Origin of the sequence: Bordetella trematum (assembly GCF_900078335.1) — a bacterium.
Classification (GTDB): domain Bacteria; phylum Pseudomonadota; class Gammaproteobacteria; order Burkholderiales; family Burkholderiaceae_B; genus Bordetella; species Bordetella trematum.
Genome location: NZ_FKBR01000009.1, coordinates 99960 through 124120 on the forward strand (window position 1 = coordinate 99960; position 24161 = coordinate 124120).

At 66.2% G+C, this 24161-nt stretch carries 22 protein-coding genes and 2 tRNA genes; 14 read left to right on the forward strand and 10 right to left on the reverse strand.

Annotation, left to right across the window (positions count from 1 at the left end; translation table 11 throughout):
* Nucleotides 1-3 precede the first annotated feature (3 nt).
* From hpnE to hpnC, 3 genes are read right to left on the reverse strand one after another with little or no spacing between them, the layout of a single operon-like run.
* The gene (gene hpnE / locus A7V84_RS03195; RefSeq protein ID WP_063492493.1) at nucleotides 4-1323 is read right to left on the reverse strand and encodes a hydroxysqualene dehydroxylase HpnE; all 1320 of its coding nucleotides are present in this window, start codon (nucleotides 1321-1323) and stop codon (nucleotides 4-6) included.
* On the reverse strand, nucleotides 1320-2183 hold the full coding sequence (hpnD, locus tag A7V84_RS03200) for a presqualene diphosphate synthase HpnD (RefSeq protein WP_025512660.1): 864 nt from the start codon (nucleotides 2181-2183) through the stop codon (nucleotides 1320-1322). Before hpnD ends, hpnE begins: the two co-directional genes overlap by 4 nt.
* Nucleotide 2184: 1 nt before the next feature.
* Entirely contained in the window at nucleotides 2185-3012 is an 828-nt protein-coding gene (gene hpnC, locus A7V84_RS03205) for a squalene synthase HpnC (protein ID WP_025512659.1), read from the reverse strand.
* Nucleotides 3013-3129: 117 nt separating this feature from the next.
* On the opposite strand from hpnC, the gene alr reads away from it, so the two are divergent.
* The 6 genes from alr to A7V84_RS03235 all read left to right on the forward strand — a co-directional run bounded on the left by alr (nucleotide 3130) and on the right by A7V84_RS03235 (nucleotide 10952).
* Nucleotides 3130-4260 carry an alanine racemase gene (gene alr, locus A7V84_RS03210; protein ID WP_025512658.1) on the forward strand — a complete coding sequence of 377 codons (1131 nt, stop codon included), beginning with the start codon at nucleotides 3130-3132 and terminating at the stop codon, nucleotides 4258-4260.
* 96 nt (nucleotides 4261-4356) lie between these two features.
* Complete coding sequence (locus A7V84_RS03215) at nucleotides 4357-5070, forward strand: SDR family oxidoreductase (RefSeq protein WP_025512657.1); 714 nt, start codon at nucleotides 4357-4359, stop codon at nucleotides 5068-5070.
* 273 nt (nucleotides 5071-5343) lie between these two features.
* Entirely contained in the window at nucleotides 5344-7434 is a 2091-nt protein-coding gene (locus tag A7V84_RS03220; protein WP_025512656.1) for a TonB-dependent receptor, read from the forward strand.
* A 13-nt stretch (nucleotides 7435-7447) separates the two neighbouring features.
* Nucleotides 7448-8158 carry an ABC transporter ATP-binding protein gene (locus tag A7V84_RS03225; RefSeq protein WP_033534478.1) on the forward strand — a complete coding sequence of 237 codons (711 nt, stop codon included), beginning with the start codon at nucleotides 7448-7450 and terminating at the stop codon, nucleotides 8156-8158.
* On the forward strand, nucleotides 8155-9561 hold the full coding sequence (locus A7V84_RS03230) for an ABC transporter permease subunit (RefSeq protein WP_063492492.1): 1407 nt from the start codon (nucleotides 8155-8157) through the stop codon (nucleotides 9559-9561). Before A7V84_RS03225 ends, A7V84_RS03230 begins: the two co-directional genes overlap by 4 nt.
* A 50-nt stretch (nucleotides 9562-9611) precedes the next feature.
* Nucleotides 9612-10952, forward strand: coding sequence for a DUF3526 domain-containing protein (locus A7V84_RS03235; RefSeq protein ID WP_157988191.1), 1341 nt, complete (start codon nucleotides 9612-9614; stop codon nucleotides 10950-10952).
* A 20-nt stretch (nucleotides 10953-10972) separates the two neighbouring features.
* Here the strand turns inward: A7V84_RS03235 and A7V84_RS03240 are convergent, their stop codons facing one another.
* Nucleotides 10973-11461 (reverse strand): hypothetical protein, encoded by a 489-nt coding sequence (locus tag A7V84_RS03240; RefSeq protein ID WP_025512652.1) that lies wholly within the window; start codon nucleotides 11459-11461, stop codon nucleotides 10973-10975.
* A gap of 142 nt (nucleotides 11462-11603) precedes the next feature.
* Between A7V84_RS03240 and radA the strand changes: the two genes are divergently transcribed.
* Entirely contained in the window at nucleotides 11604-12968 is a 1365-nt protein-coding gene (gene radA, locus A7V84_RS03245; RefSeq protein WP_025512651.1) for a DNA repair protein RadA, read from the forward strand.
* A gap of 238 nt (nucleotides 12969-13206) precedes the next feature.
* Nucleotides 13207-13416, forward strand: coding sequence for a hypothetical protein (locus A7V84_RS03250; protein ID WP_033534476.1), 210 nt, complete (start codon nucleotides 13207-13209; stop codon nucleotides 13414-13416).
* 37 nt (nucleotides 13417-13453) lie between these two features.
* Here A7V84_RS03250 and A7V84_RS03255 read toward each other — a convergent pair whose 3' ends face one another.
* The 6 genes from A7V84_RS03255 to radC form a co-directional block, all read right to left on the reverse strand.
* Nucleotides 13454-14857, reverse strand: coding sequence for an MATE family efflux transporter (locus A7V84_RS03255; RefSeq protein WP_025512649.1), 1404 nt, complete (start codon nucleotides 14855-14857; stop codon nucleotides 13454-13456).
* Nucleotides 14854-16584 (reverse strand): ArnT family glycosyltransferase, encoded by a 1731-nt coding sequence (locus tag A7V84_RS03260; RefSeq protein WP_063492490.1) that lies wholly within the window; start codon nucleotides 16582-16584, stop codon nucleotides 14854-14856. Before A7V84_RS03260 ends, A7V84_RS03255 begins: the two co-directional genes overlap by 4 nt.
* A 201-nt stretch (nucleotides 16585-16785) precedes the next feature.
* Nucleotides 16786-17049, reverse strand: coding sequence for a type B 50S ribosomal protein L31 (locus A7V84_RS03265; protein ID WP_025512647.1), 264 nt, complete (start codon nucleotides 17047-17049; stop codon nucleotides 16786-16788).
* A gap of 193 nt (nucleotides 17050-17242) precedes the next feature.
* On the reverse strand, nucleotides 17243-18082 hold the full coding sequence (gene kynA / locus A7V84_RS03270; protein ID WP_063492489.1) for a tryptophan 2,3-dioxygenase: 840 nt from the start codon (nucleotides 18080-18082) through the stop codon (nucleotides 17243-17245).
* 86 nt (nucleotides 18083-18168) lie between these two features.
* The gene (gene kynB / locus A7V84_RS03275; RefSeq protein ID WP_033534475.1) at nucleotides 18169-18798 is read right to left on the reverse strand and encodes an arylformamidase; all 630 of its coding nucleotides are present in this window, start codon (nucleotides 18796-18798) and stop codon (nucleotides 18169-18171) included.
* A 72-nt stretch (nucleotides 18799-18870) separates the two neighbouring features.
* Nucleotides 18871-19548, reverse strand: a complete 678-nt coding sequence (gene radC, locus A7V84_RS03280) for a RadC family protein (RefSeq protein ID WP_033534474.1) — start codon at nucleotides 19546-19548, stop codon at nucleotides 18871-18873.
* A 72-nt stretch (nucleotides 19549-19620) separates the two neighbouring features.
* On the opposite strand from radC, the gene A7V84_RS03285 reads away from it, so the two are divergent.
* The 6 genes from A7V84_RS03285 to A7V84_RS03310 all read left to right on the forward strand — a co-directional run bounded on the left by A7V84_RS03285 (nucleotide 19621) and on the right by A7V84_RS03310 (nucleotide 23407).
* Nucleotides 19621-20076 carry an FKBP-type peptidyl-prolyl cis-trans isomerase gene (locus tag A7V84_RS03285; RefSeq protein WP_025512643.1) on the forward strand — a complete coding sequence of 152 codons (456 nt, stop codon included), beginning with the start codon at nucleotides 19621-19623 and terminating at the stop codon, nucleotides 20074-20076.
* Nucleotides 20076-21062 (forward strand): 4-hydroxy-3-methylbut-2-enyl diphosphate reductase, encoded by a 987-nt coding sequence (gene ispH / locus A7V84_RS03290; RefSeq protein WP_033534473.1) that lies wholly within the window; start codon nucleotides 20076-20078, stop codon nucleotides 21060-21062. Before A7V84_RS03285 ends, ispH begins: the two co-directional genes overlap by 1 nt.
* 65 nt (nucleotides 21063-21127) lie before the next feature.
* Complete coding sequence (gene maiA / locus A7V84_RS03295) at nucleotides 21128-21787, forward strand: maleylacetoacetate isomerase (RefSeq protein ID WP_025512641.1); 660 nt, start codon at nucleotides 21128-21130, stop codon at nucleotides 21785-21787.
* A 129-nt stretch (nucleotides 21788-21916) separates the two neighbouring features.
* Nucleotides 21917-21992: transfer RNA gene (locus tag A7V84_RS03300), tRNA-Thr, on the forward strand.
* Nucleotides 21993-22155: 163 nt separating this feature from the next.
* Nucleotides 22156-22231: transfer RNA gene (locus A7V84_RS03305), tRNA-Asn, on the forward strand.
* Nucleotides 22232-22354: 123 nt separating this feature from the next.
* On the forward strand, nucleotides 22355-23407 hold the full coding sequence (locus A7V84_RS03310; protein WP_231940099.1) for a CobW family GTP-binding protein: 1053 nt from the start codon (nucleotides 22355-22357) through the stop codon (nucleotides 23405-23407).
* Nucleotides 23408-24161: the final 754 nt, after the last annotated feature.

The window sequence follows — 24161 nt, forward strand, 5'->3', positions numbered from 1 at the left end:
CCTTCAATCCTTGCGGCGGGTCAGCAGCACCCGGGCGGCGTTCAGGCCGCTGCGCACCGCGCCTTCCAGTACGCCGGGATAGCCGGTATCGGTCCAGTCGCCGGCCAGCGCCAGGCTGGGCCAGGGCGTCTGGTTCAGAGGCCGGGCCAGCCCGGGAACGGCTGCGAACGTAGCGCGTTTCTCGATGAAAAGCTCAGCAACCTCGACCGGCGGCAATGGCGGCAGGCCGGCGCGCGCGGCTTGCTCGCTCACCTGGGTCAGCAGGGCGTCGATGGCTTCCTGGCGGGGCAGGTTGGCCAGCCGCTTGGCAGTGCTGCAGACCACGGCCAACTCTCCCTGGGGCGATTTTCCGGTCAGGCGTGCGCGGTCGAACAGCCATTGCCCGGCATGCCCGCGATCGGGGTCCTCGCGCAGCATCATCATGGGCTCGGGCAAGGACCATGCCGCAGCCAGACGCAGGTTGAGGGTGGCGATAGGTTGATAGTCGAAGGCCTGCAAGGCGCGCAACAGGCCGACCGACGGGGTATTGCGCAAGGCATTGGCCAGCAGGCGCGCGGCGATGGCGGGCGGCACGGCCAGCACGGCCGCGTCGAAACGCTCATCGTTGACATCGACGCCCGAGTCCGAAGGACTCAGCATGCGTACGGTGTCGCCATAACGCATCTTCACCTGCAGGGCGACCACATCGGGCCATAGTGCCGAGAGATCCACGCAGGGCAGCAGCACATCGCTGTGGCGGCGGTTTCCGTTGAGCGTATCGCGCAGCACGGCGGCAAACAGCGCGGCGCTGGCCTGGTCGGGCGGCGTGTTCAGTGCCGCCACGCACAGCGGCGTCCAGACCTGGCGCTGCAAGGGCTCGGGCTGGACGTGATACTGCATCAGGCTGGCGACCGTCCAGTCGCGGGGCGGCTGCCATTGGCATTGGCGCAGGGCCCGGATCAGGCGCAGGGCAGCGAGCTTGTCGCGCAGGCTCAGACCGCGCGCGAATAACAGGGCGGCCGCGCCGTGCAGCGGTGCGGGCAGGGGCGGCGCGGACAGCAGGAACTGGCGGTCCAGGCTGGCCAGGCGCAGCGGTCGGCGCATGAGCAGCGCATCCGGGTTGCGGCCCAGGCGGCGCATCAGCGCCAGGGTTTCGGTATAGGCTCCCAGCAGGATGTGCTGACCATTGTCCAGATCGGCGCCGAAGGCGGGATGCACCACCCTGCGCGCCCGTCCGCCCGGCGTGCGCCCGGCCTCGAAAACCGTGACCTTGGCGTCGGCCTCGCGCAGCGCGGCCGCCGCAGCCAGGCCGGCCCAGCCGGCTCCGATGACCGCGACCTTCATTGGCTCAGGCGGCGCACCACGCCGCGTCCGCCGCCGACCCAGGTCTTCCAGGCCAGCCACAGTTTGCGCAAGGGCGTCAGCGACGTGCGCTGCTCCAGTACCTGCCAGTCATCGCGCTCGATTTCGTCGAGCAGCGCATGGTAGATGGCCGCCATCATCAGCCCCGGGCGCTGGGCGCGGATGTCGACCGCGGGCAGCGCCTGCATGGCTTCGCGGTACAGCTCGCGGGCCCGCGCAGCCTGGAAGGACATCAGCGCCGAGAAACGTTCGGAATGCACGCCGTTCAGGATGTCGCTGGCCTTGACCTCGAACTTCTGCAGATCGTTGACCGGCAGATAGATGCGGCCACGGCGGGCGTCATCGCCCACGTCGCGGATGATATTGGTGAGCTGGAAGGCCAGCCCGAGCTTGCCGGCATAGTCCAGCGTGCGCTCGTCGGCATAGCCGAAGATGCCGGCCGACATCTCTCCCACCACGCCGGCCACATGCCAGCAGTATTTGCGCAGGCCCGGCCAATCCAGGTAGCGGGTCTGGTCGAGATCCATTTCCATGCCGTCGATGACGGCCATCAGGCGCTCGCGGGTGATGCCGTAGGCGTGCAGGTGCGGTTGCAGGGCCCGCGTGACGGGATGCTCGGGGGTGCCGGAGAGCATTGCATCGACCTGCTTGCGCCACCAGCCGAGCTTGACGCGCGCGACTTGCGGATCGGTGCAGTCGTCGACCACGTCGTCGACCTCGCGGCAAAATGCGTACAGCGCCGTGATGGCGCGACGGCGCTCCACCGGCAGGAAGAGAAATGCGTAATAGAAACTGGAGCCGCTTTTGGCGGCTTTGTCCTGGCAGTATTCGTCAGGGCTCATATCAGGTCAGCGCGCGCCACGCCATGAACGCCCAGTCACGGGCGCCCAGTTGCGGGCGGTTCATGAAAACATCGTAGTTGGCCTGCTCGATGCGTTGCAGTATGCGCAGCCCCCCCTGGATGACCAGCTTCAGCTCGAATCCGATGCGGCCTGGCAGGCGGCGCGGCAGCGCAGCGCCTGAGTGTAACAGTGCCCGTGCGCGTGTGATCTGGAAATCCATCAATGCTCGCCAGGCCGGCGTGAGCCGGCAGGCGGCGAGATCGTCTTCGCTGACGCCGAAGTGTTGCAGGTCTTCCTGGGGCAGGTAGACACGGCCCTTGTGCCAATCCTGGCGCACGTCCTGCCAGAAATTGGTGAGTTGAAGGCCGGTGCAGATGGCGTCGGCCTCGGTAAAGTTGGCGGGCGTGGCCGCGCCATACAGGTGCAGCATCAGCCGTCCGACCGGATCGGCCGAGCGCGCACAATAGTCGCGCAAGGCATCGAAGTCGGCGTAGCGATGGGTGCGGACATCCTGTTCAAAGGCCGACAGCAGATCGAAGAAGGGTGTGATCGGCAACTGGTGGCGGCGTACCGTGGCGGCCAGCGGCACGAAGATGGGCGCGAGCTCGCCATCCACCGGGCCGATGGGGGCGGTTTCGGCGCCGATCCGGTGCAGTTCGGTGCGAAAGCGCGCCAGATCGGCCAGGCGCGCCTCGGCCGCGGCGTTGCCTTCATCGGCAATGTCATCGGCCGCGCGGGCATAACGATAGATATCGCGCACTGCCTGGCGTATCGGCCGGGGCAGCAACAGGGAAGCGACAGGGAAATTTTCGTAGTGATCAACAGCCATAGCATCATGCCGCATGCCCGCGTCGCAGAATGCGGGGGCCGGCCAATTGTAGGGCTTGCCAGAACAGGCCCGGACAGCGGGATCAGTTAGACTATCCGCCTCAGGAAGAAAGCTACCATGCCCCGTCCAATTTACGCCCAGATTTCCCAATCGGCTTTGCGTCATAACCTTTCCGTGGTGCGTGAGCGCCTGGATCGCGCCGCCCAGGCGGCCGCCTGCGAGTCCCCGTCGATCTGGGCCGTCATCAAGGCCAATGCCTATGGTCACGGCATCGAGCGCGCCGTGCGCGCCTTCGGTCAGGCCCAGGGCCTGGCCATGCTCGATCTCGAAGAGGCCGTGCGCTGCCGCGAGGCGGGCTGGGGCGGGCCCATCCTGCTGCTGGAGGGCTTTTTCCAGCCGCAGGATCTGGACATCCTGGATCGCTATCGTCTGAGCACGTCCCTGCACAGCCAGGAGCAGCTCGACATGCTGGAGCAGGCCCGTCCGGCGCATCGCATCAATGCGATGGTCAAGCTCAACAGCGGCATGAACCGCCTGGGTTTTTCGCCCGAGGCCTACGGCGCCGCCTTCGAGAGCGCCCTGGCCCTGCAGGCGCGCGGCGTGTTGGGCACAGTCGGCAAGATGACCCACTTCGCCACTGCCGACAGCGGGCTGGGCCCGGACTGGCAATGGACGCTGTTTCAGGCTTGCACCGAAGGTCTGCCCGGGCCGGTGAGCGTCTGCAATTCGGCGGCCACCCTGCGTCATGCCCGGCTGGCGCTGGGCCAGCCCGAAGGTCAGGTGCAATGGGTGCGTCCCGGCATCTGCCTGTACGGCGCCTCGCCTTTCGATGATGAAAGCGCCGATGCGCTGGGCCTGCGTGCCGCCATGACGCTGCGCTCGGAGATCATCGGCGTGCAGGACCTGAAGGCGGGGCAAACGGTGGGCTACGGCGCCACCTTCACCGCTTCCAAACCGATGCGCATCGGCGTGGTGGCCTGCGGTTATGCTGATGGCTATCCGCGCCACTGCGGCACCGGCACGCCGGTGACGGTAAGCGGCGTGCCCACGCGCCTGCTGGGCCGGGTGTCGATGGACATGCTGGTGGTCGATCTCGAACCCGTGCCCTCGGCCGGGGTCGGCAGCGCCGTCGTGCTGTGGGGAGAGGGCGGGCCCAGCGTCGATGAAGTGGCTGCGGCCGGTGGCACCATCGGTTACGAATTGCTCACGGCATTGGCCATGCGCGTGCCGGTCAGGGACGCCGATTAACCCGGATCGGGGCCCGATTCCTGCGGAGCCCCGCCACCAGATCGCCGCGCCGCCGCAACATGGCGCGGTTCAGACAGACGAGATGAGGTTGCATCCATGAAGGACAAATGCGTATTGGTGACTGGCGCGACCAAAGGGATAGGCTGGGCCCTGACCCAGCGGCTGGCCGATGCCGGCTGCCACGTGGTGGGCATCGCGCGCAACACCACCGATCTGGACTTCCCGGGCTATCTCTATGCTTGCGACCTGGCTGACGCCGGGCGCACCGAGGAAGTGCTGCGCGAAATCCGCGAGAAATTCCCGGTCGACGCGGTGGTCAACAACGTCGGGGTGGTGGCACCGCAGCCGTTGGGCGAAATCGATCTGGCCACGCTCTACAGCGTGCTCGATCTGAACGTGCGGGTCGCCGTGCAGGTGACTCAGGCTTTCGTCGAATCCATGAAAGTCCGTCGTGCCGGGCGTATCGTCAACATCGCCAGCCGCGCCATCTTCGGCGCGCCCGAGCGCAGCGCCTATGCCGCAGCCAAGAGCGCGCTGGTCGGCTGCACCCGCAGCTGGGCGCTCGAACTGGCCGAGTACGGTGTGACGGTCAATGCCGTGGCGCCCGGTCCGATCGAGACCGAGATGTTCCGCCAGGTCAATCCGGCGGGCGGCGATGCCGAAAAGCGCACGCTGGCCTCCATCCCCATGAAGCGCGTCGGCACGCCCGCCGAGGTGGCCGCCGCGATCGCCTTTCTGCTCTCGGATGACGCCGGCTTCATCACCGGGCAGGTGCTGGGCATCGATGGGGGCGCCACGCTGGCGCGCTGATCCCCCCGACCCGTAGCGACGGGCCGGCATGATGCCCGCCCGTTCCTAGTCCGCCGCCGCCTGTCGCGGCTTTTTTTTTGCCTGTCCGATCCGCTCTGCCGCGTTTTTTTCTGCGCGCAAGTCAGGACACCCCCGGGTAGTTGTGCTGCGCATCTTGTTTTGCCATAAAACGAAATGATATAACATAATAAAAGTAACGATATAACATTCCTTGTTGGTGTTCCGACAGGCGCCACGCTCCAGGCGGCCTGGTCTCCCTCTCGTCCTTTCCCCATGTCTCTGTCTTTTTGCTCCTACGCGCGTCGTGCCCGCGCATTCGCGGTCACTCTGGCCGCTGCCGCCCCGGCGGCCGCCCAGCATGCCGGTGATGTCATCGATACCTTGGCGCCGATATCCGTGACCAGCCGGCCAGAGGAGGAGGCGCCCGGCGCTCGCACGGCGGTGACACTGGAGAGCGCGGGCCTGCCGGCCGCGAGGAGCTTCATCACGGCAGCCGAGGTGCAATCCACCAATGTGGGGCGTGATATTTCCAACGTATTCCGCCGTGTGCCGGGTGTCGTGGCCAATAGCATCGACCAGGGCGATACCGGCAATGGCTTCAAGATGCGCGGCTTTGCCACGCAGGGAACGCACGGGGCTGATACCGCGGTGTATGTCGATGGCGTGCCCCAGAACCTGCCGTCCAGCGAGGCCGGCGCCGGCCATGGCCCGGCCTTTCTGGAGTGGTTGACGCCCGACATGATCGGCGGCATCAGCGTGGTCAAGGGGCCGATATCGGCGCTCTATGGCGATCAACACCGTGCAGGCGCGGTACAGATCCACACTCCCTGGGAAGACGCCGTTTCCAATGCAAGCGTGACGGTGGAAAGCTACGGCGGGCGACGCGCCTCGTTGGTCTATGCCGGCGGGCACGACGCGCTGCAGTCCTTGTTCGTTGCGGATGTCTACCGTACCGACAGCAATCGCAAGCGTGCCGACAACGAGCGGCAGAACTTCTTATGGAAGATATGGCTGCCCTACGAGGGCGGGCGCTACAGCCTGAGCGTCAATCACTATCACGCCCGCTACCATGCAGCCGGCTTCCTGTTGTACTCGGATCTGCAGGCGGGCGCCGTCGATCCGAGCGATGTGCAATACGACACGCCAGCCTATGGCCGCAACACACAGACCGGGCTGGTGTTCAACCGCAGCCCCCTCAATGCGGAAGAGGGCTGGTATGCCACCTTCTATCTGCAGGATATGAAGCGCCGGCGAGCAGCCACGGCCGCGGTGAATCAGCACAATGTCGGCGTCGATGACCGTTACTTCATGGGCGGCCGGCTGGCGCACAATATCGCGCTCGGCGAGCGCGGCGCCCTGTTCGTCGGGGCGGATCTGCGGCGCGACAAGGGCGACGGCTACCGGCGCCGCTACATGAACGATGTGCCCACCGATAACTACCTGGTCAACCTGAACATGGACCTGGTGACCTATGGGCTGTTCGCACAGGGTCAGTACAGGCCGGCAGACTCCCTCAAGCTGCTGGCAGGCGTGCGCTATGACGCCTTTCACTACGACATCGACAACCGCAAGCTGCCTGCCGCCTCGGCCAGATACCACGGCTCGGTGGTCACGCCGAAATTCGGCCTGGCCTGGAGTCCTTTGCGCGAACTGGATCTGTTTGCCAACGTGGCCGAGGGCTTTCGTTCTCCGGCGGCACAACAGATCAGCCCGGGGGGCGGCCTGGGGCCGCTGGGGGCGCCGGGCGGTATCGCCAATACATCCATCCAGCCGTCCAAGGTACGCTCTTACGATGTGGGCTTCACCGTCCGCCCCGTGCCTGACTGGACCCTCTCAGGCGCCGCGTACTACGTCCAGAATGAAGACGAGATCGTGCTGACAGCGCCGGATACCTACTCCTCTGTCGGCGAGACCACGCGCAAAGGGTTCGAACTGGAAACCCGCTACCGTGTCAGCCCGGCCTTCGACATCTACGCCAGCTACGGCCGCATCCTCGAGGCCGAGATCAAGAACCCGTTGCCCGGCAGCGGCGCACGCCTGTCGGTGCCCCGGGACACCCTGAAGGCCGGCGTGGCGTATCGGACGGCGCTCGGGCCGGGGCATCTCACACTCCATGCCGACGCCTTTCTGACGCGCCGGATTCCCTATTACAGCGGCACGCCGCTGCGCGGGCAGACCATGCCGAGCTACACCCGCTACGACCTGCGCGCCACCTACGATTACCGGGATTACCAGGTCTCGGCGTACTGGGTATCGCAGCCCCACCGCTACGCCAGCGAGGCTGCCTACGCGACCGCCGCCGGACTCTGGATCGCGCCCCAGCCACGGCATCTGGTGGGGCTGAACCTGCGGCGGTACTTCTGACGGGGAAAATGCCATGGAACAAGCGGCCTTGCGTGCCTGCGGGTTGGTGGTCGACTACGGCGGCAAACGCGCATTGGATGGCTTGTCCCTGAGTGTGCCGGCCGGCGAGGTGTATGCCTTGCTGGGTGGCAATGGGGCAGGCAAGACGACAACCCTGAGCGCTTTTCTCGGCTTCGTGCCGGTGACGGCCGGCCAGCTTTGGGTGGCCGGTCAAGCGCTGCCCGGGTCGGCGCGCAGACGGCTGGCCTATCTGCCTGAGAACGTGGCGCTCTATCCCTATCTGAGCGGCCTCGAGAATCTGCGCTACTTCAGCGCCCTGGCGGGCCGGCGGCTGACGCGCTGCCAGGCCCATGCGCGCCTGACTCAGGCCGGGCTGGCCGAGGCTGCGCACGGGCAGCGGATGCATGCCTACTCCAAGGGCATGCGCCAGAAGGTCGGCCTGGCCATCGCCTATGCCAAGCAGTCCGCTGCCATGCTGCTGGATGAGCCGACCTCGGGCCTGGATCCGGCGGCCATCCATGAGTTTGCGCTCGAACTCCGGCGTGCCGCCGGGCAAGGCATGGCCACGCTGATGGTGACCCACGATCTGGCAAACGCTTTGCAGGTCGCCGATCGCATTGGCATCATGCGTGGCGGTCGGCTGTTGCAAGAGTTCGAGGCGCGCGCCCTGGATGTGGCGCAGCTGCGCGAACTTTATCTGAACTATGCGCAGGTGGCCTCATGATGCGTCTGCTGGTGGGCAAGGAGCTGCTGGCGTTGCGGCGAGAGCCGCGGCTGTGGGTACTGGGTCTGGGCCTGGCATTGCTGCTGGCGTTGGCCCTGTTCGCAGCGGCACAACAGCAGCAAAAGCAGGAACAGGAGCGGCAGGCCATCGGCGAAGATGTCCGCGCTCAATGGGATCGGCAAGGAATCAAGCATCCGCATCGGGGAGCGCATTTCGGCATGTACGTGTTTCGGCCCCGGGAGCCACTGGCCGCATTTGATCCCGGTATCGTCCCGTATGTCGGCCAGGCGATCTGGCTGGAGCCCCATCGGCGCAATCTGGCGCGCCATGAACCGGCCGCTGACAATGGTCCGGTGCAGCGGCTGGCCAACGTCTCGCCGGCGTTTCTCCTCAATGCCCTGCTGCCTTTGCTGATACTGGCGTTGGCATTCAACCAGGTGACGCGCGAGCGCGAGCAGGGCACCTTGCGTCTGCTGCAAAGTCAGGGCGTGAGTCGTCTGGCATGGCTGGTCTCCAAGCTGATCGCGGTGGCGCTCGGTCTGGCAGCGCTGCTCTTGCCGCTGCTGGGGGGAGCGGCGGTGGCGGCCTACGCGGCAGGCGGCCTGTCCTTGCTGATCCAGACCCTTTGGCTGGAGGCGGCCTATTTGCTCTACTACGTGGTGATAGCCGGCTTGGGGCTGGCGCTGGGGGCCTGCTGCCGCGGCAGCAGGGCGGCGCTGTGCCTGCTGATCGCCTTGTGGGCGGCCTGGGTCTTCGCCGTGCCGCGCCTGGCCGCAGCAGCGGCCCAGCGGCTGGTGCCATTGCCGGCGGCCGACCAGTTCTGGGCCGCGATTGCGCGCGACTACCGCCAGGGACTTCCTGGAGATCCCGATCTGGCAACGCAAGTGGCGGGCTTCGAGGCCGCATTGCTGCGTCGTTATGGCGTGCAGCGCCTGGAGGACGTGCCTCTGGGCGTCAACGCGGCACGCCGCCTGATGCGTGATGCCTATGCCGATCGGGTCCATGCGCATCATTTCGACGAGCTGTGGCGACGATATGAACAGCAGCAACAAGTGTTGCGGGGATTCGCGGGCTTCAGCCCGGTATTGACCATGCAATTGTTGTCCAGCGCGTTGAGCGCGACGTCGCTGTCGTCACAGCAGCATTTCGAAGCGATGGCCGAAGACTATCGCCGCAGCTTCAATCGCCGCATCGATGAATGGGATCGTGACCATACCCAGGGCCTGGTGTCGTACGAGCAGGCCTATGGAGCCAACACCCTCTGGCAGTCCATGCCGGTGTTCGAGGCTGCTGGTCCGCCGCCTGCCCAGGTGTTGCGGCAGGCCCGGCCCGAGATGACCTTGCTGGCGATCTGGGCAGCGCTGATGATCGGGTGCCTGACCTGGGCGGCAAGGCGGGTGTGATCATGCGGACTCTGTGCATGGCTGAATGCCGCCGTTTTTTGGGTCAGCCCTTGAACCTTCTGGTGCTGGGCATCTATGTCGGCCTGCTGCTGCTGGGTGCCTTGTGGGCCTTGCTGCAGGCCGACCAGTTGCGCAGCGAGCAGATGCGGCGCGAAGGGGTGCGCGCGCAGGCCCTGGCCCAGGGGCTGGCCCCGCCGCTGGCGGCCACCTTGCCCGCGGCCGCAATGCAGGCTTTCACATTGGGACGCTCGCAGGCCGGCCTGGCGCAGTTGTCGCCAGCGCCGGGTCTGGTCCTGAGCGTGTCGCCCTTTCACTATCAACCGACGGCCATCGCGGTCTCGGTCGAGAGTCGCCATGGCGATGGGCGGCGCAGCGGCGTCCTGGACAACCCCTTGCTGGGTTCCCTCGGCAGCCTGGACCTGGGCCTGTTGATCAGCCTGCTCATGCCCCTGGCCGCCATCGGACTGGCCGCGGCCAGTCTGGCAGAGCATCGTGAGCAAGGGCTCTGGAGGCTGGTTTGCTGCCAGTCAGCCAGCCCCTGGCTGGTGCTGACGGCCGGAATGCTGATCCAGGCGCTCGCCCTGGGGTTGCCGGCGCTGCTGATCTGCGCGGTGGCGCTGCTGCGCGATGCCGGCGTTCAGGGCTGGGCGACGGCGCTGCTCTGGGGGGCATGCCTGCTCTGTTACGCCCTGTTCTGGAGCATCCTGGTTCACCTGCTGGGCTTGCTGCGGCTGGCATCGGGCGCCTCGGTGATGGTGGCGCTTGCTGCCTGGCTGGGCCTGACTTTCGGCTTGCCTGCGGCAGCGCAGGCCTGGGCGGCCCATCAGCATCCGATCCCTTCCCGGCTGGGTTTCGTGGTGGAGTTACGTCAGGCGCAACAGCAGGCCGAGGAGGCCATGCCGGCGTTGCTGTCCGCCTGGTATGCCCGTCACCCGGCCTGGCAGCCGGTACGGCCTCAGGCACCGGCCTGGCCTGTGAGTTTCCTGCCGCGCTTTGAGCAGCAGGATGCCCGCTTGCGCGCTGCGGCGCATGCTTTCATTGAGCAACGTGTCGCCCAGACTCGTCGTTTGAAGGAGTGGGCCTGGGCGGCGCCGCCGCTTGCGCTGTGGTTGGCCGCGGACCAGCTGGCGGGGATCGGCCCGGCGCGGTATGCCGGATTTATGTGGGCCGTTGACGAACATGAGGCGGCCTGGCGTGGCTTCTTCGTGCCGCGCATCATGAGCTATCGCGGCCTGGCGCAGGTGGAGGCGAGCGCTGTGCCCGTGTTCGGCGGCATGCCGCCGCCGCGGCTGGCAGCCGCCCTGCCTTTGCTGGGGGCGCTGGCGCTTGCCGTGCTGGGCGTGGGCCTGATCTGGAGCGTGGCTGCGCTGCGTCTGGCCGGCCGCCCATGAGTGCTTTGCTTTCCGACGCCTCAGGGCGCGGGCGCGGCGCGCAGAGGCAGCAGATCGGGGGGCAGTTCGAGCTCAGGCTCATCGCGTTGCAGCGCAGCCAGTTGGCCTTGCGCCGCTTCCTGGTGGCCATCGAGCAGCAACTGGCGCACGTGCTCGATGCGCGAGGTGGCGTCCGGGCCGGCAGGTTCGCCAATCTGCAGGGAGCCCGGCAATGCCGGAGGAGGCGCCGCCAGATAGCTGCCGATCTCGGGCGGCGTGAGCAATTCCTCGGGGGGCGGGCCGATCACGGCCTCGGGCGAGTCCTCGTCAAAGGATGGCGCCGAGGCCAGTTCACTGTAGTCGGTCAGCAGCAGCAGGCCGAAGGCCACGCCGACAGTGGCGGCGATCCCCCAGCCGGGATGCCAGGTGCCGTGACGGCGGCGCGGCAGCGCGTCATCGGGCGGGCTGCCGCGATAATGCACGCGCAGATCTTCGGAATCGTCGTCAAGGGGCAGATGGTGCGGACACATGCGGCTTACTCCCGGCCGGCAGAAGAACGTGGCTTCCTTGTGACAGCATAGCCTTGCCCTTGCCGCAGCAACAGTGCCGGGCGAACGGATTTTCAATGGGTTACGCCTGCGGGCCGATGCGACGTGCCGGTAAACTGACGGCATGGCTAAATCGCGAACCGTCTATGTCTGTGCCGAATGCGGCGGCACCAGCGCCAAGTGGCTGGGGAAATGCCCCCACTGCGAGGCCTGGAATACCCTTGAGGAAACCGTGCAGGCGCCGGCTGCCGCGCAGGCGGCGGCTCATCGCTTTGCGCCGCTGGCCTCGTCCAGCCCGGTACGCAGCCTGGCCGACATCGAGGCGCGCGAAGTGCCGCGCCAGCCCACCGGGCTGGACGAATTCGATCGCGTGCTGGGCGGTGGGCTGGTGGCGGGCGCCGTCGTGCTGATCGGCGGCGATCCCGGTATCGGCAAGTCCACCCTGCTGTTGCAGGCGCTGGTGTCGCTGTCGACTCAGGTGCCGGTGCTGTATGTCACTGGAGAAGAGTCTGCCGAGCAGGTTGCACTGCGCGCCCGGCGCCTGGAACTGCAGACGGGGGCGGTCAATCTGCTGGCCGAGATTCGTCTTGAGGCCATCCAGGCTGCGGTGTCCGAGCAGAAGCCGGCCGTGGCCGTCATCGACTCCATCCAGACCTTGTACAGCGGCGAACTCACCGCCGCGCCGGGCTCTGTGTCGCAAGTGCGCGAATGCGCTGCGCAACTGACCCGCCTGGCCAAGCAGACCGGCATCGCCATCGTCATGATCGGGCATGTCACCAAGGATGGCGCGCTGGCCGGCCCGCGCGTGCTTGAGCATATCGTCGATACCGTGCTGTATTTCGAAGGCGACACGCATTCTTCTTTCCGCCTGGTGCGCGCTTTCAAGAACCGCTTTGGCGCGGTCAACGAACTGGGCGTGTTCGCCATGACCGACCGCGGGTTGCGCGGGGTGGCCAACCCCTCGGCGTTGTTTCTGTCGCAGCACCAGGAGCAGGTGGCCGGCTCCTGCGTCATGGCTACCCAGGAGGGCTCGCGCCCGCTGCTGGTCGAGATCCAGGCCCTGGTCGATACCTCTCATGCGCCCAATCCGCGCCGCCTGACGGTGGGCCTGGAAAGCAACCGGCTGGCGATGCTGCTGGCGGTCATGAACCGTCATGCCGGCGTCACCACCTACGACCAGGATGTCTTCGTCAACGCCGTGGGCGGGGTCCGTATCACCGAACCGGCTGCGGATCTGCCGGTGTTGCTGGCCATCATGTCCTCCTTGCGCGACCGACCCTTGCCCAAGGGGTTGATCGCCTTTGGCGAGATCGGTCTGGCTGGCGAAATCCGGCCGGCTCCGCGCGGCCAGGAGCGTCTGCGCGAGGCGGCCAAGCTGGGGTTCTCGATTGCCCTGATCCCGCGCGCCAACGCTCCGCGTCAACCGATCGAGGGGCTTGAAATCTGGGCGGTCGATCGCCTGGAGCAGGCGCTGGACAAGTTGCGTTGAAGCACCGCGCCATCAAGGGGGAGGCCATGGCGCCGATCATGGTGATTGCGGCTGCGGCCATCGCCCTGTTGCTGCTGATGCTTGAGGCCTGAAGAATCGTGTCCAGGTTTTACCGACGGAAAAACTTGTCGTCACGGTGAAACCTGGCCGGCTTGCGGCACTCCAAGCTGATACCCGCTCGATGGCCTTCTGCCAGGCAGCGGCATCGGAAAGCAGTTCCGGAACAAGGAGTATCGCCATGACGACCCCCGCACGCATCGCCGCTTTTCTGTCGACCTCGGCTCTCTGCCTGGGTCTGGTGGGCGCGCCGGCTCAGGCCGCCAGCAACACGGTCAGCGACCCGGGCGCCCGCGTGAGCGCGCCCCGTGTGGCGGCCACCGCCGAGGACCCGCGCAACTCGGTCGAGGTACGCCGCGTCCAGTCCGCCGCCCCGCGCAAGCGGGGCTGAGCCGTCCGCATCGCGGCAGCCCGCCGCCGGTCGTACGCTACAGGCGCTGCACCAGGCGGCGGTACCAGACGTGCAACAGGGTGGCCGACAGGCCCAGCCCGAGCATCGCCATCAGCCACATCGTGCCCGCCCCCTGGGGGGAGTTGGGCAGCAGCCATTCACGCAGCCAGTCCAGCCCGCCGCGTCCCGGACCGAACCCCAGCCACCATCCGCCGGCCAGGCCGACGCCGGCCAACGCCACCACCTGCAGGATCAAGGGCACCACGGCAACCTTATAGGCCCGCAGCAGGTAGGAGTTGATGCACTGCATCGAGTCGCACAGGTGAAAGAGCGGGATCATGGCCAGCAGTGAGCCTGCCACGGCGGCCACCTCTGCGTCGTCGGTGTAGGCTGCGAGAATGGTGGGCCGGCCTATCAGCAGAATCGCGGACGTCAGCAGCGCGCCGAGAAATCCCAGAGCCAGTCCGGCCGAGCCCACGCGCCGCGCGAGCGCATAGTCGCCCGCGCCGATCGCCTGGGCGGTGATGGCTGCGCTCGCCACGCCCAGCGCCATGGGCATCATGTAGCACAGCGCCGCCAGATTGGACATGATCTGATGTCCGCCTGACACCAGCGTGCCTTCGCGCGCGACCAGCAGCGCCATGAACGTGAAGGCCGAGACTTCCACCAGATAGGACGCGCCCATCGGCAGGCCCAGCCGCAGCAGATCGCGCAGGATGGTGAAGTCGGGGCGGCCGATGCGCAGGTCGAACTGGCGGAAATAACGGTCGTGGCGGATCAGCCACCAGCCGGCGGCCAGACTGAGCCAGGACACCAGTGCCGTCGACAGCCCGGCGCCTACCGCGCCCAGCGCCGGCAGGCCGAATTTGCCGTAGATCAGCACCCAGTTGAACAAGGCCTTGAAGCCCACGGCGGTCAGGTTGATGCTCATCACTACCTTGGGCCGCGAGACGGCGGTGCCCAGGGCGTAGATGCTTCGGAATACCAGGGCGCTGGGCAAGGCCAGGATCAGAGCGCGCAGGTACCAGGTCACGCGCTCGCGTACGGCCGGATCGACGTCGCCGGAGAAGGCCAGCCACATGTCGGGAAAGCACATCAGCAGGGCGCCGACCACGGACAGGGCCAGCGCCAGCCAGACGCCCTGGCCCCACACCCGGCCGACCTCGCGTGGACGGCCCGCGCCGAACTGCTGTGCGGCGATCGGGATAAGGGCGTGGATGACGCCCATCAGGCCGACGAAGACGGTGATGAAGACCGAGGCTGACAGCGCCATGGCGGCCAGGTCGCGCGGGCTGGCGTGTCCGGTCATGGCCGTATCCAGCACCCCGAAGGCGATGCCGGCCCACTGGCTGATCATGACGGGCCAGGCCTGGCGCACGATGCGAAGCATCGCCGCGCCGAAGGCCGGTTGGGCAGAAGGGCTCGCCGCGTCGGAACTCATTGCAGGGGTGTGATGCGCAGCAGACGATACACTTCGTGGCGATCGGCCCGACGGCCGCCTCGCCACAGTTCCGTGGCGCCCTCGGTATACGCGGCGGTGCCATCGCGCAGACTGCTGTGGGTGGTCTGTTGCAGAACCAGCGTGCAGCGCGAGTCGTAGCTGAAGGTCAGATTGTCGAAAATCAGGAAGGACGCGCGCTGGCCGCTGCCCAGGCTCAGGCCCCGCAGGCATTCGCCGGGCCGGCGGTTGGCCTCGATGGCGGCTGCGAGTTCGCCGGACACGCTGCGATAGCTGCGTGCATAGTCGACCGCCGGCAGCCACAGCAGCACCAGCAGCAGCCAGGTTGCCGTCAGGCCGCAGGCCGACAGCACCGTCCCGCGCCACAGCGCCGCAGGCTTGACGCGCAGGCGCCACACCACCAGCAGGGCCCAGGCGACGGTCACGACGAGCGCCAGCACAAAGGCGACCCAGGAGATTTCCGGCTCAAAGCCGCGGGTCTGGCGACCGATGTTGCGTGCGATCTGCGCCGGCCAGCCAAAGTGCAGGGCAATCCACCCCAGCCAGGCTGTCGCCACCGTCAGCGAGAAACACATGACGGCGAACCAGTCCAGCGTATTGACGACGCCCCGGCGCAAGGTCGGCAACGAAAACGCACCCAGCACCGCGCAGGGCGCGGCCAGCAAGGTGTACTCGGCGTCATTGGGGCTTTCGAGGAAGAACAGCATCAGCAATGACGTCAGCAGCAGCATCAGCGGCAGCCAGATATGCGGCGCAAACAGCCAGCTGCGCCAGCGCCACAGCGCCAGCAGCGCCAGCGGCCAGGTCGGCCAGAGATACCAGGGCAGGTCGCGCAGCGTGCGCACCGACAGCCCGAGCTGCGGCAGCGAGAAAGAGGTCAGATTCCAGATCTTCCAGTTACGGACCCAATACTCGCTGCCTTGCGTGGCCGGAATCCACCATGCCAGGATGAGGGCTGCCGTCAGCAGCGCTACCCAGGGCAGCCATCGCGCGCGCGCCCACAGGGCGCTGTGCGGCACGAACGCCAGCAATGCGGCCAGCATGATGGGGGCTGCGCCGACCCAGCCGCGCGTGAGGAAGCTGCCGGCCAGGGCGATCGCCAGCGTGGTGGCGCCGGTAAAAGGCCGGTCCAGGGTGCGCGCCAGGGCATAGAAGGTGAGGGCCTGCCAGGCCAGGATGGCGGGCACGACCGAGGTTTCGTGCAAGCGCTGCAGGATGCCGACCGTCGCCACCAGCAGCAGCAGGGCAGCGTCGGCCAGCATGCGGCCGTAGTCTCGCGGCTCAGGCTCGCCGCCGAAGGGCAGCGCCAGGGGCTGCGCTTCCTGGCGACGGCCCAGCAGATACGTGCCGTACCAGACGCTGCTGGCCGCCATGGCAAACCACAGCAGGTTGGGCAGCCGCGCAGCGGTGATGTCACCCAGCAGTGGGCCGAACAGCCAGATGCTGATGGCGCCGACCCAGGTGATCATCGGTCCTTCCTGCGCATGGGCCAATTGGCCTACCTGGGGCAATAGCCAGGTCAGCCCCCCCTCCCGCAAGGCGGTCACCATGGTGGCGACGCCGACGGCGTCGTCCGTTTTCCAGGGGTCGCGCATGAGCAGGCCCGCTACGATGTAGACGAGCGACAGGCCCAGCAGCACCAGTCGGGGCAGCTTGGCGGTGGCTGAGACGGTCAGCCGGGCGGGAGTGGAGCGTGTGAGCGGGGACACGAGGCTAATGTAACCGACCCGAGTGTCCCTGGGCGCCTGATCTTCAGACGCTTTCAGAACGCATCAGGCCTGGCGCGAAGGCCGGTTGCCGACAGCGGCGGGATGGCGTTGTCCGAAGCCGTGAGGAAAAAAAAGCAGCCCGCAGGCTGCTTTTTCCTTGCCTCCCGGGGGAGACGCCGGATCGATGGGGCTGAGCCGGAATCAGGAAGCCTTGATGGCGCCGGTCGTGCGGGCGAAACGGGCACGGAATTTTTCCACGCGGCCGGTTTCGACGATACGGGTCTGGGCGCCGGTGTAGAACGGATGCGATTCCGAGGTCACGTCGCACTTGAAGAGCGGGTACGACTTGCCATCGATTTCGATGTTCTCGCGGGTGTGGACGGTCGAACGGGTGATGAACTTGTTGCCCGTCTGCTGGTCCATGAAGACCACTTCGCGGTACTCGGGGTGAATGCCTTCTTTCATGATGATTTCCCTGGTGAGCGGGTCGCCAACAACTTTGCGCGGCCCCTGGGGGCCTGGCCCTGGATGACGCCCGGCCGGATACAGCCAGGATCAGCCCGAAGACCCGAAGCATGCGCGCAAGCTTGCCACGTATCCAAAAAGTAACCCCGAATTCTAGCATGGGCCCGGGGGGGCCGGGCAAGCCTGGCGTTGTTCAAAGATCGGTGCGCAGTGTCCAGATTTCCGGGAACAGCACGACATCCAGCATCTTGCGCAGGTAACCCACGCCCGATGTTCCGCCGGTGCCTTTCTTGAAGCCGATGACCCGCTCGACGGTCGTGACGTGGCGAAAACGCCACAAACGGAACGCGTCTTCGAGATCGGTCAGTTTTTCACCCAGCTGATACAGATCCCAGTAGCGGTCGGAATTCCGGTACACGGTGAGCCACGCCGCCTCGACCTCGGGACTGGCCTGGTAGGGCAGGGTCCAGTCGCGCTCCAGGCGATCGGCAGGAATGGGCAGGCCCTGGCGTGCCATCAGGCGCAAGGCTTCGTCGTAGAGCGAGGGCGCTTCATAGGCCTGCTGCACGGCGGCCAGCAGGTCGGCGCGATGGGCATGCGGACGCAGCATGGCGGCGTTCTTGTTGCCCAGGGCAAATTCGATCTCGCGATACTGATAGCTCTGGAAGCCGCTGGAGCGTGCCAGGTAGGGCCGCAGCGCCGAGTATTCCGGCGGGGTCATGGTGGCAAGTACATCCCAGGCATGGACCAGTTGTTCCATGATCTTGCTGACCCGCGCCAGCATCTTGAAGGCCGGCGGCAGGCGGTCGTGGCGGACATGGTCGATGGCGGCCCGCAATTCATGCAGCATCAGTTTCATCCAGAGTTCGCTGGTCTGGTGCTGGATGATGAACAGCATCTCGTTGTGTTCGGGCGATAGCGGATGCTGGGCGCTCAGCAGCGCATCCAGCTGCAGATAGTCGCCGTAAGTCATGTCCTTGCGGAAATCGAGCTGGGCGTTTTCCTGGTGGACGATATCTTCGGGTTTGCTCATGGCGCAACCTCAGGTTCAATTTGCGGCCGGTGCGCGCAGCGCGTCCCGGCCGTCAGGCAAGAGAGACAGCGCAACAGCCTGATGGCCTAGCCGAGTTCGCGCAGGACGGCGCGCACCGGGCTGGCATCGGCCTGGACCAGGGCCAGGGGCAGGGCGATCAATTCGTAGTCGCCCGGTTCCACGGCGTCGAGCACCAGATTCTCCAGTACGCGCAGATCGCGGCGCAGGATGACGTGGTGGCTGTCCAGGGTTTTGCTGCTGGCAGGATCGATGCTGGGCGTATCGATGCCGATCAGGCGCACGCCCAGATCGGCCAGCCATTCGATGGTCTGCGGGGCGTAGGCGGAGAAATCGTCGGTCCACCAGTGTACGGCGGCATGCTGGGCGGTACGCACCAGGATGCGCTCGGGCAGGTCGTCGATGGCGTGGGCCAGATGCTCCGGCAGGATCAGCGGCCCGCAGCCGATGGCGTGGATGACCCGGCAAGGCCCCAGGAAGGGCTCCAGCGCGACGCTGCCGATGGCGGCCGCGCCGTTGGCATAGTGCAAGGGCGCGTCGGCATGGGCGCCGACATGCGGTGACATGGCGATTTCACTGACATTGACGGGGCACTCGGGCGTGAGCTGCCATTTCCAGTGCTGACGATACGGCGTGTCGCCCGGGAATACGGGCGACTGATCCGAAATCGGCGGTGAGATGTCCCAGAGACGCTTCATTGAGGTCTGCAGCAATGGTCAGGGCGGCTAGTCTAGCGAACTGTGCCGCGTCAGCCTAGGGGGGGGGCGGTTTCACAGCAGCCCGGCTTCCGCCATCGAGAAAGCCTGTTCGCGGGCAATGATCAGATGGTCGACCAGCCTGATGTCTACCAGCGCCAACGCCTGGCCCAGCTGGCGCGTGAAGGCGCAATCGGCTGCGCTGGGCTGCGCGTTGCCCGAGGGGTGATTGTGAGCCAGGATGAGGGCGGCTGCATGCAGCCGCAAGGCCTCGCGCACGACTTCGCGCGGAAACACCGAGGCCCGCGCCAGCGTGCCCTGTGAGAGCGTGACGCAGGCCAGCAGGCGCAGCTGCTGGTCCAGAAAAAGAGCGATGCAATGCTCGACCGGCTGGTGGCTGAGCGCGGTGCGGCAATAGCGCCGGACCTCGTCGGCATGTTGCAGGGTGGATCGTCCGGTCAGGGTTTCCTCGATGGTTCGGCGCGACAGTTCGGGGATGGCCAGCAGCGCGCAGGCCTTGGCCAGGCCCAGGCCGGGTTGGGCGCACAGTTCCTGGGCTTGTGCGGCAAAAACGCCATGCAGGCCATCATGGTGCTGCAGCAGCCGGCGGGCCAGTTCGAGGGCGTTGCAGCCGCGCTGCCCGGTGCGCAATACCAGCGCCAGCAGTTCGGTGTCGTGCAGCGCGCCCGGGCCGGACCGCAACAGCCGTTCACGTGGGCGCAGGCGGCTCGCAAGGGTATCGGGCAGGTTCATGCGTGAAGCTCTAAAATAGGCGATTCTCGACTGCTGACATGATGGCCGTTTAGCCAGGCCCTTTTCCTCACTATGACTGTTTCTATCCAACCGGACTCCTACCTGACTTTGCACTATCGCGTCGTCCTGGCCTCGGGTCCGGCCGAGGGCTCGGTGTTCACCGATACGTTCGATGGTCGCCCGGCCACGCTCCAATTGGGGGGCGGGCAATGGGCGCCGGGCATGGAAGCGGCGCTGCTCGGGCGCGCCGAAGGCGAACAATTCAGCTTCACGCTGGAGCCTGCCGATGCCTATGGCGAGCGCAACCCCGAATTGCTGCAACGGGTCACGCGCGCGATGCTGCGCCAGCACGCGGGCGAAGACGCCACGTTCAGCCCTGGTGATCTGGTCGAGTTCGCCGCGCCCAATGGCGGCCGCTATTCGGGCGTCCTGAAAGAGATCAACGACGAGTGGGCGCTGTTCGATTTCAACCATCCGCTGGCCGGCACGCGCCTGCAGGTGGATGTCAATATTCTTGGGGTGATGTGATGAGTCAGGTTGTTGCGCCGGTCACGGCCGGTGACGCCGAGGTGCTGCTGGCCCAGCCGCGCGGTTTCTGTGCGGGGGTGGACCGGGCCATCGAGATCGTCGAGCGCGCCCTGGAGATCCATGGCGCGCCCATCTACGTGCGCCACGAGATCGTGCACAACCGCTACGTCGTCGAGGACCTGCGCGCCAAAGGGGCGGTGTTCATCGACGAACTGGAGCAGGCGCCGGCCGGCGCGATCGTAGTGTTTTCCGCGCATGGCGTGTCCAAGGCGGTGCGCGCCGAAGCCGAGGCGCGTGGGCTGCGCGTTTTTGACGCCACCTGCCCGCTGGTCACCAAGGTCCATGTCGAGGTTGCGCGGATGCGGGCGGCCGGTCGGGAGATCGTCATGATCGGCCACAAGGGGCACCCTGAGGTGGAGGGCACGCTGGGTCAGGCCAGCGGCGGCATGTATCTGGTCGAGACTGTCGAGGACGTTCAGGCGCTGCAGGTGGCCGATCCGGACAACCTGGCCTATGTGACTCAGACCACGCTTTCGGTCGATGACGCGGCAGCCGTGTCGCGCGCGCTCAAGGCGCGTTTTCCCAATATCGTCGAGCCCAAGAAAAGCGATATCTGCTATGCCACCCAGAACCGTCAGGACGCGGTCAAGGTGCTGGCGCCGCAATGCGATCTGGTCCTGGTGGTGGGCAGCCCTAACAGTTCCAATTCCAATCGCCTGCGCGAGGTCGCCGAGCGTATCGGCGTGGCGGCCTATCTGGTCGACAGCGCGGCCGGCGTGGAGCCGGCCTGGTTGGTCGGTCGTCATCGGGTCGGCATCACTGCGGGGGCGTCTGCCCCCGAAGTGCTGGTGCAGCAAGTCATCGACCGCGTGCGCGAGTTGGGGGCGGTGTCGGTGCGAACCATGCCCGGCCTGGAGGAAAACGTCGCTTTCCCGCTGCCCAAGGGATTGTCGCGCAAGGCGGCGCAGATCGAAAACCTGGACTGAGCCTCGGGCGCCTGGTCTGGCGCCCGCCATATCTTTCAAGAACCGGGGAGCCGGCAGGAGACATCATGCAGTTGTATAGCTACTTTCGCAGTTCGGCGGCCTATCGGGTGCGCATTGCCCTCAATCTCAAGGGGCTGTCTTACGAGTACATGCCCGTGCATCTGCTCAAAGAGGGCGGGCAGCAACGTTCGGCCGCGTATCGCGCCCTGAACCCGACGGCGCTGGTGCCCACCCTGGTCGACGGTGATCAGGTGATCGGCCAGTCGCTGGCCATCATCGAGTACCTCGATGAAACCCATCCTGCGGTGCCGCTGCTGCCGGCCACGCCGGCCGGGCGTGCGCGAGTGCGTGCGTTGTCGCTGGATATTGCCTGCGATATTCATCCCTTGAACAACCTGCGCGTGTTGAAATATCTCAAGCACGCCGTCAAGGTCGAGGATGCGGTCAAGGACGAGTGGTATCGCCATTGGGTCATGGAAGGTCTCACGGCGTTCGAGGCGGCGTTGCTGGCTTCGCCTCAGACCGGCCGCTTCTGCCATGGTGACGCCCCGACGATGGCCGATGCCTGCCTGGTGCCGCAGCTCTACAATGCCCGCCGCCTGGCTTGCGACCTGAGTGCTTTCGAGACCATCCTGCGTATCGAGCAGGCCTGCGAGGCGCTGCCGGCCTTTCAGCTGGCTCGTCCCGAGAATCAACCGGACTTCGAGGCGCCGGCGGCAAAATGATGTGATCGAACTTGCATGATCCGATTTTTTTCTGCTATTATCGCGGTCTTCATTCATTGATACCCAATTCTTTGGGCCTGAGTGAAAAAAGCCCGCCGGTAGTCAGATTGGCGGGCCGCAAAAGAAATTGCCGGCATAGCTCAGTTGGTAGAGCAGCGCATTCGTAATGCGAAGGTCGGGGGTTCGACTCCTCTTGCCGGCACCAGTTTCAAGTGCAGCCTGCGTGCAAGCGCTGGCTGCATTTTCATTTCCGGCGGTGCCGCGATGCATAAGCGGGCCTGCTTGGAGTGAAAGACGAGATGCTGAATAATTTTTAAAGGGGCTTGCGCCTTTCTAAAAAACCCTTCATAATCTCGTTTCTTGGCAGATCCCCGATAGCTCAGTCGGTAGAGCGACGGACTGTTAATCCGCAGGTCGCTGGTTCGAGCCCAGCTCGGGGAGCCAAACCCAATTCGAAGGCCATCCATTCGTGGATGGCCTTTTTGCATTCTTTCCCGGGTTTTTCGCTATTCTTTTCCTTTTCCGTGCGCACGCTCGCCGGGCTCGGAGAGGGCGAGGGTGGTTGATGTGACGAAAACCGATGTCCTGGCTGATCGACGTATCGGCGTAACGGTCCTGACCGGCTTTCTGGGCAGTGGCAAGACCACCTTGCTCAATCGCTGGCTGCGGGCCTCGGGCGCGATGCGTCTGTCGACACCGGCCGATACGCTGGTGATCGTCAATGAGCTGGGCGAGGTCGGCGTCGACCACGCCTTGATCCGGCATGTTGATGGCCGGGTCGTATTGGTGGCGGGCGGGTGTATCTGCTGTTCGGTGGCCGGGAGTCTGGTCGACACCTTGCGGGAGATGTTTCTGTTGGCGCTGCAGCGGCGGATCCGGCCGTTTCGGCGCGTCATCATCGAGACCACCGGCATCGCCAGTCCGGCGCCGGTGCTGTTCACTTTGCGTCATGATGCGTTTCTTGCCGAGCGCTATGTCTATCAGGGCGCCGTTGCGCTGGCCGATGCGCAGCATCTTCCGGTTCAGCTGCGGGCCGGGGGTGGTGTGGCGCAGGCTGCGGCGCAGCAGATCGCGCTGGCGGATCTGGTGCTGGTCAGCAAGGCGGATCTCGTGTCCGCACAGCAGCGGGAGCAGGTCTGTCGGCAGGTCGAGGCGCTCCAGCCGGGCGTGCCTGTGCATGTGTTGGCCGAGGGAGTGCCGTTGCCTGCCGCCCTGACTGGCGAGACCTTGAGAAAGCAGCGCGAGGCTTCGGCGCCCTTGGGGCGTTGGCTGTCCGCCTACGCGCCTTCGGCGCCGGGTGCCGCAGGTCTGGCGCATGCGGGCGTCGTGCAATTGGCATTGGCCTTGCCGGCAACGCTGCGCCGCGGGCGTTTTTTGTCTGGCATGCACGAGCTGCAGGCCAGTCTGGGTGAGGCCTTGTTGCGTGTGAAGGGAGTGGTGGCATTCGAGGGGGAGTCCCTCCCCTGTGTGGTGCATGGGGTGCACCGGCAGCTCTATCCTTTGCAAACGCTGGATGCCTGGCCGCCAGGCGAGCGGGCGTCGTGCCTGGTGTTGATTGTGTGGGGCATGGGGGTGGATGCCTTGCGCGTGGCGGCCGCGCGTGCCCTGGCCTTATCGTGACTGGTGCGCGCCGGTGGCCGGGTGGGTGGTCCGTCCGGGTGTGACCCGTTATAATCTCTTCATGCGATCGGGGTGAGTCCTGATCGGTACCGGCCGGGATTTGCGGCGCAGGCATTGCGCATCGCGGGTTGCGGCCAGCAAGGCTTCGGCGCCGATCAGGCGACAGGCGAGAGTGGTTTGTCCTCTTGCCTGCGGAGCGGTCAGAACGGCATGGTTTGTTGCGGCAGGTTGTTGCCGGGCATCGTGCAAGGGCGTCGCGCGGCGGCGCCGATATCCAGACTTCCAGTATCTCGGCGGGGCGGCAGGGCGCTTTGAAGGCGGAGGCGCAGGCTGAGGCAGGCGGTGGTGCGCCGTGTTGCGACGCATGGTTTCCGGGGCGCAGATCGCGCCGCAAGTGCGTGGAGGGTCGCGAGGCGGTTTTGCCGGTGCGATCCTCAGGTAAGCAGGCTTCGCTGCGGCGGGGCGCGAAACGACAAACAAAGGGAAAGCATTGGTGCAGGCATGGGCCTTGGCATGCGTGGGTCGGGCAGCGGCAAGTGGGTCGTTGCCGCGGCGGGCTGTCGCCTCTCTGTGCCTGGCGGGTTTGCGCGCGGCGTGCCTGCGCGGCGCGGTTGCGGCCGCCTTTGCGAAATCGTTTCTTGAGCCGCAGACGCAAAAAGGCCCGGCTTGTGGCCGGGCTGATTCGCCAAGTATCTGGTTGCGGGGGCAGGATTTGAACCTACGACCTTCGGGTTATGAGCCCGACGAGCTGCCA

What these genes read in the sequence shown, in the direction of transcription:
- A7V84_RS03225 (WP_033534478.1), top strand. Translation starts at nt 7,448, where the DNA reads ATGGAACAAGCGGCCTTGCGTGCCTGCGGGTTGGTGGTCGACTACGGC.
- kynA (WP_063492489.1), bottom strand. Translation starts at nt 18,082, where the DNA reads ATGAGCAAACCCGAAGATATCGTCCACCAGGAAAACGCCCAGCTCGAT.
- hpnE (WP_063492493.1), bottom strand. Translation starts at nt 1,323, where the DNA reads ATGAAGGTCGCGGTCATCGGAGCCGGCTGGGCCGGCCTGGCTGCGGCG.
- A7V84_RS03255 (WP_025512649.1), bottom strand. Translation starts at nt 14,857, where the DNA reads ATGAGTTCCGACGCGGCGAGCCCTTCTGCCCAACCGGCCTTCGGCGCG.
- hpnD (WP_025512660.1), bottom strand. Translation starts at nt 2,183, where the DNA reads ATGAGCCCTGACGAATACTGCCAGGACAAAGCCGCCAAAAGCGGCTCC.
- A7V84_RS03265 (WP_025512647.1), bottom strand. Translation starts at nt 17,049, where the DNA reads ATGAAAGAAGGCATTCACCCCGAGTACCGCGAAGTGGTCTTCATGGAC.
- A7V84_RS03220 (WP_025512656.1), top strand. Translation starts at nt 5,344, where the DNA reads ATGTCTCTGTCTTTTTGCTCCTACGCGCGTCGTGCCCGCGCATTCGCG.
- A7V84_RS03285 (WP_025512643.1), top strand. Translation starts at nt 19,621, where the DNA reads ATGACTGTTTCTATCCAACCGGACTCCTACCTGACTTTGCACTATCGC.
- maiA (WP_025512641.1), top strand. Translation starts at nt 21,128, where the DNA reads ATGCAGTTGTATAGCTACTTTCGCAGTTCGGCGGCCTATCGGGTGCGC.
- radA (WP_025512651.1), top strand. Translation starts at nt 11,604, where the DNA reads ATGGCTAAATCGCGAACCGTCTATGTCTGTGCCGAATGCGGCGGCACC.
- ispH (WP_033534473.1), top strand. Translation starts at nt 20,076, where the DNA reads ATGAGTCAGGTTGTTGCGCCGGTCACGGCCGGTGACGCCGAGGTGCTG.
- A7V84_RS03240 (WP_025512652.1), bottom strand. Translation starts at nt 11,461, where the DNA reads ATGTGTCCGCACCATCTGCCCCTTGACGACGATTCCGAAGATCTGCGC.
- A7V84_RS03250 (WP_033534476.1), top strand. Translation starts at nt 13,207, where the DNA reads ATGACGACCCCCGCACGCATCGCCGCTTTTCTGTCGACCTCGGCTCTC.
- alr (WP_025512658.1), top strand. Translation starts at nt 3,130, where the DNA reads ATGCCCCGTCCAATTTACGCCCAGATTTCCCAATCGGCTTTGCGTCAT.
- kynB (WP_033534475.1), bottom strand. Translation starts at nt 18,798, where the DNA reads ATGAAGCGTCTCTGGGACATCTCACCGCCGATTTCGGATCAGTCGCCC.
- radC (WP_033534474.1), bottom strand. Translation starts at nt 19,548, where the DNA reads ATGAACCTGCCCGATACCCTTGCGAGCCGCCTGCGCCCACGTGAACGG.
- hpnC (WP_025512659.1), bottom strand. Translation starts at nt 3,012, where the DNA reads ATGGCTGTTGATCACTACGAAAATTTCCCTGTCGCTTCCCTGTTGCTG.
- A7V84_RS03230 (WP_063492492.1), top strand. Translation starts at nt 8,155, where the DNA reads ATGATGCGTCTGCTGGTGGGCAAGGAGCTGCTGGCGTTGCGGCGAGAG.
- A7V84_RS03215 (WP_025512657.1), top strand. Translation starts at nt 4,357, where the DNA reads ATGAAGGACAAATGCGTATTGGTGACTGGCGCGACCAAAGGGATAGGC.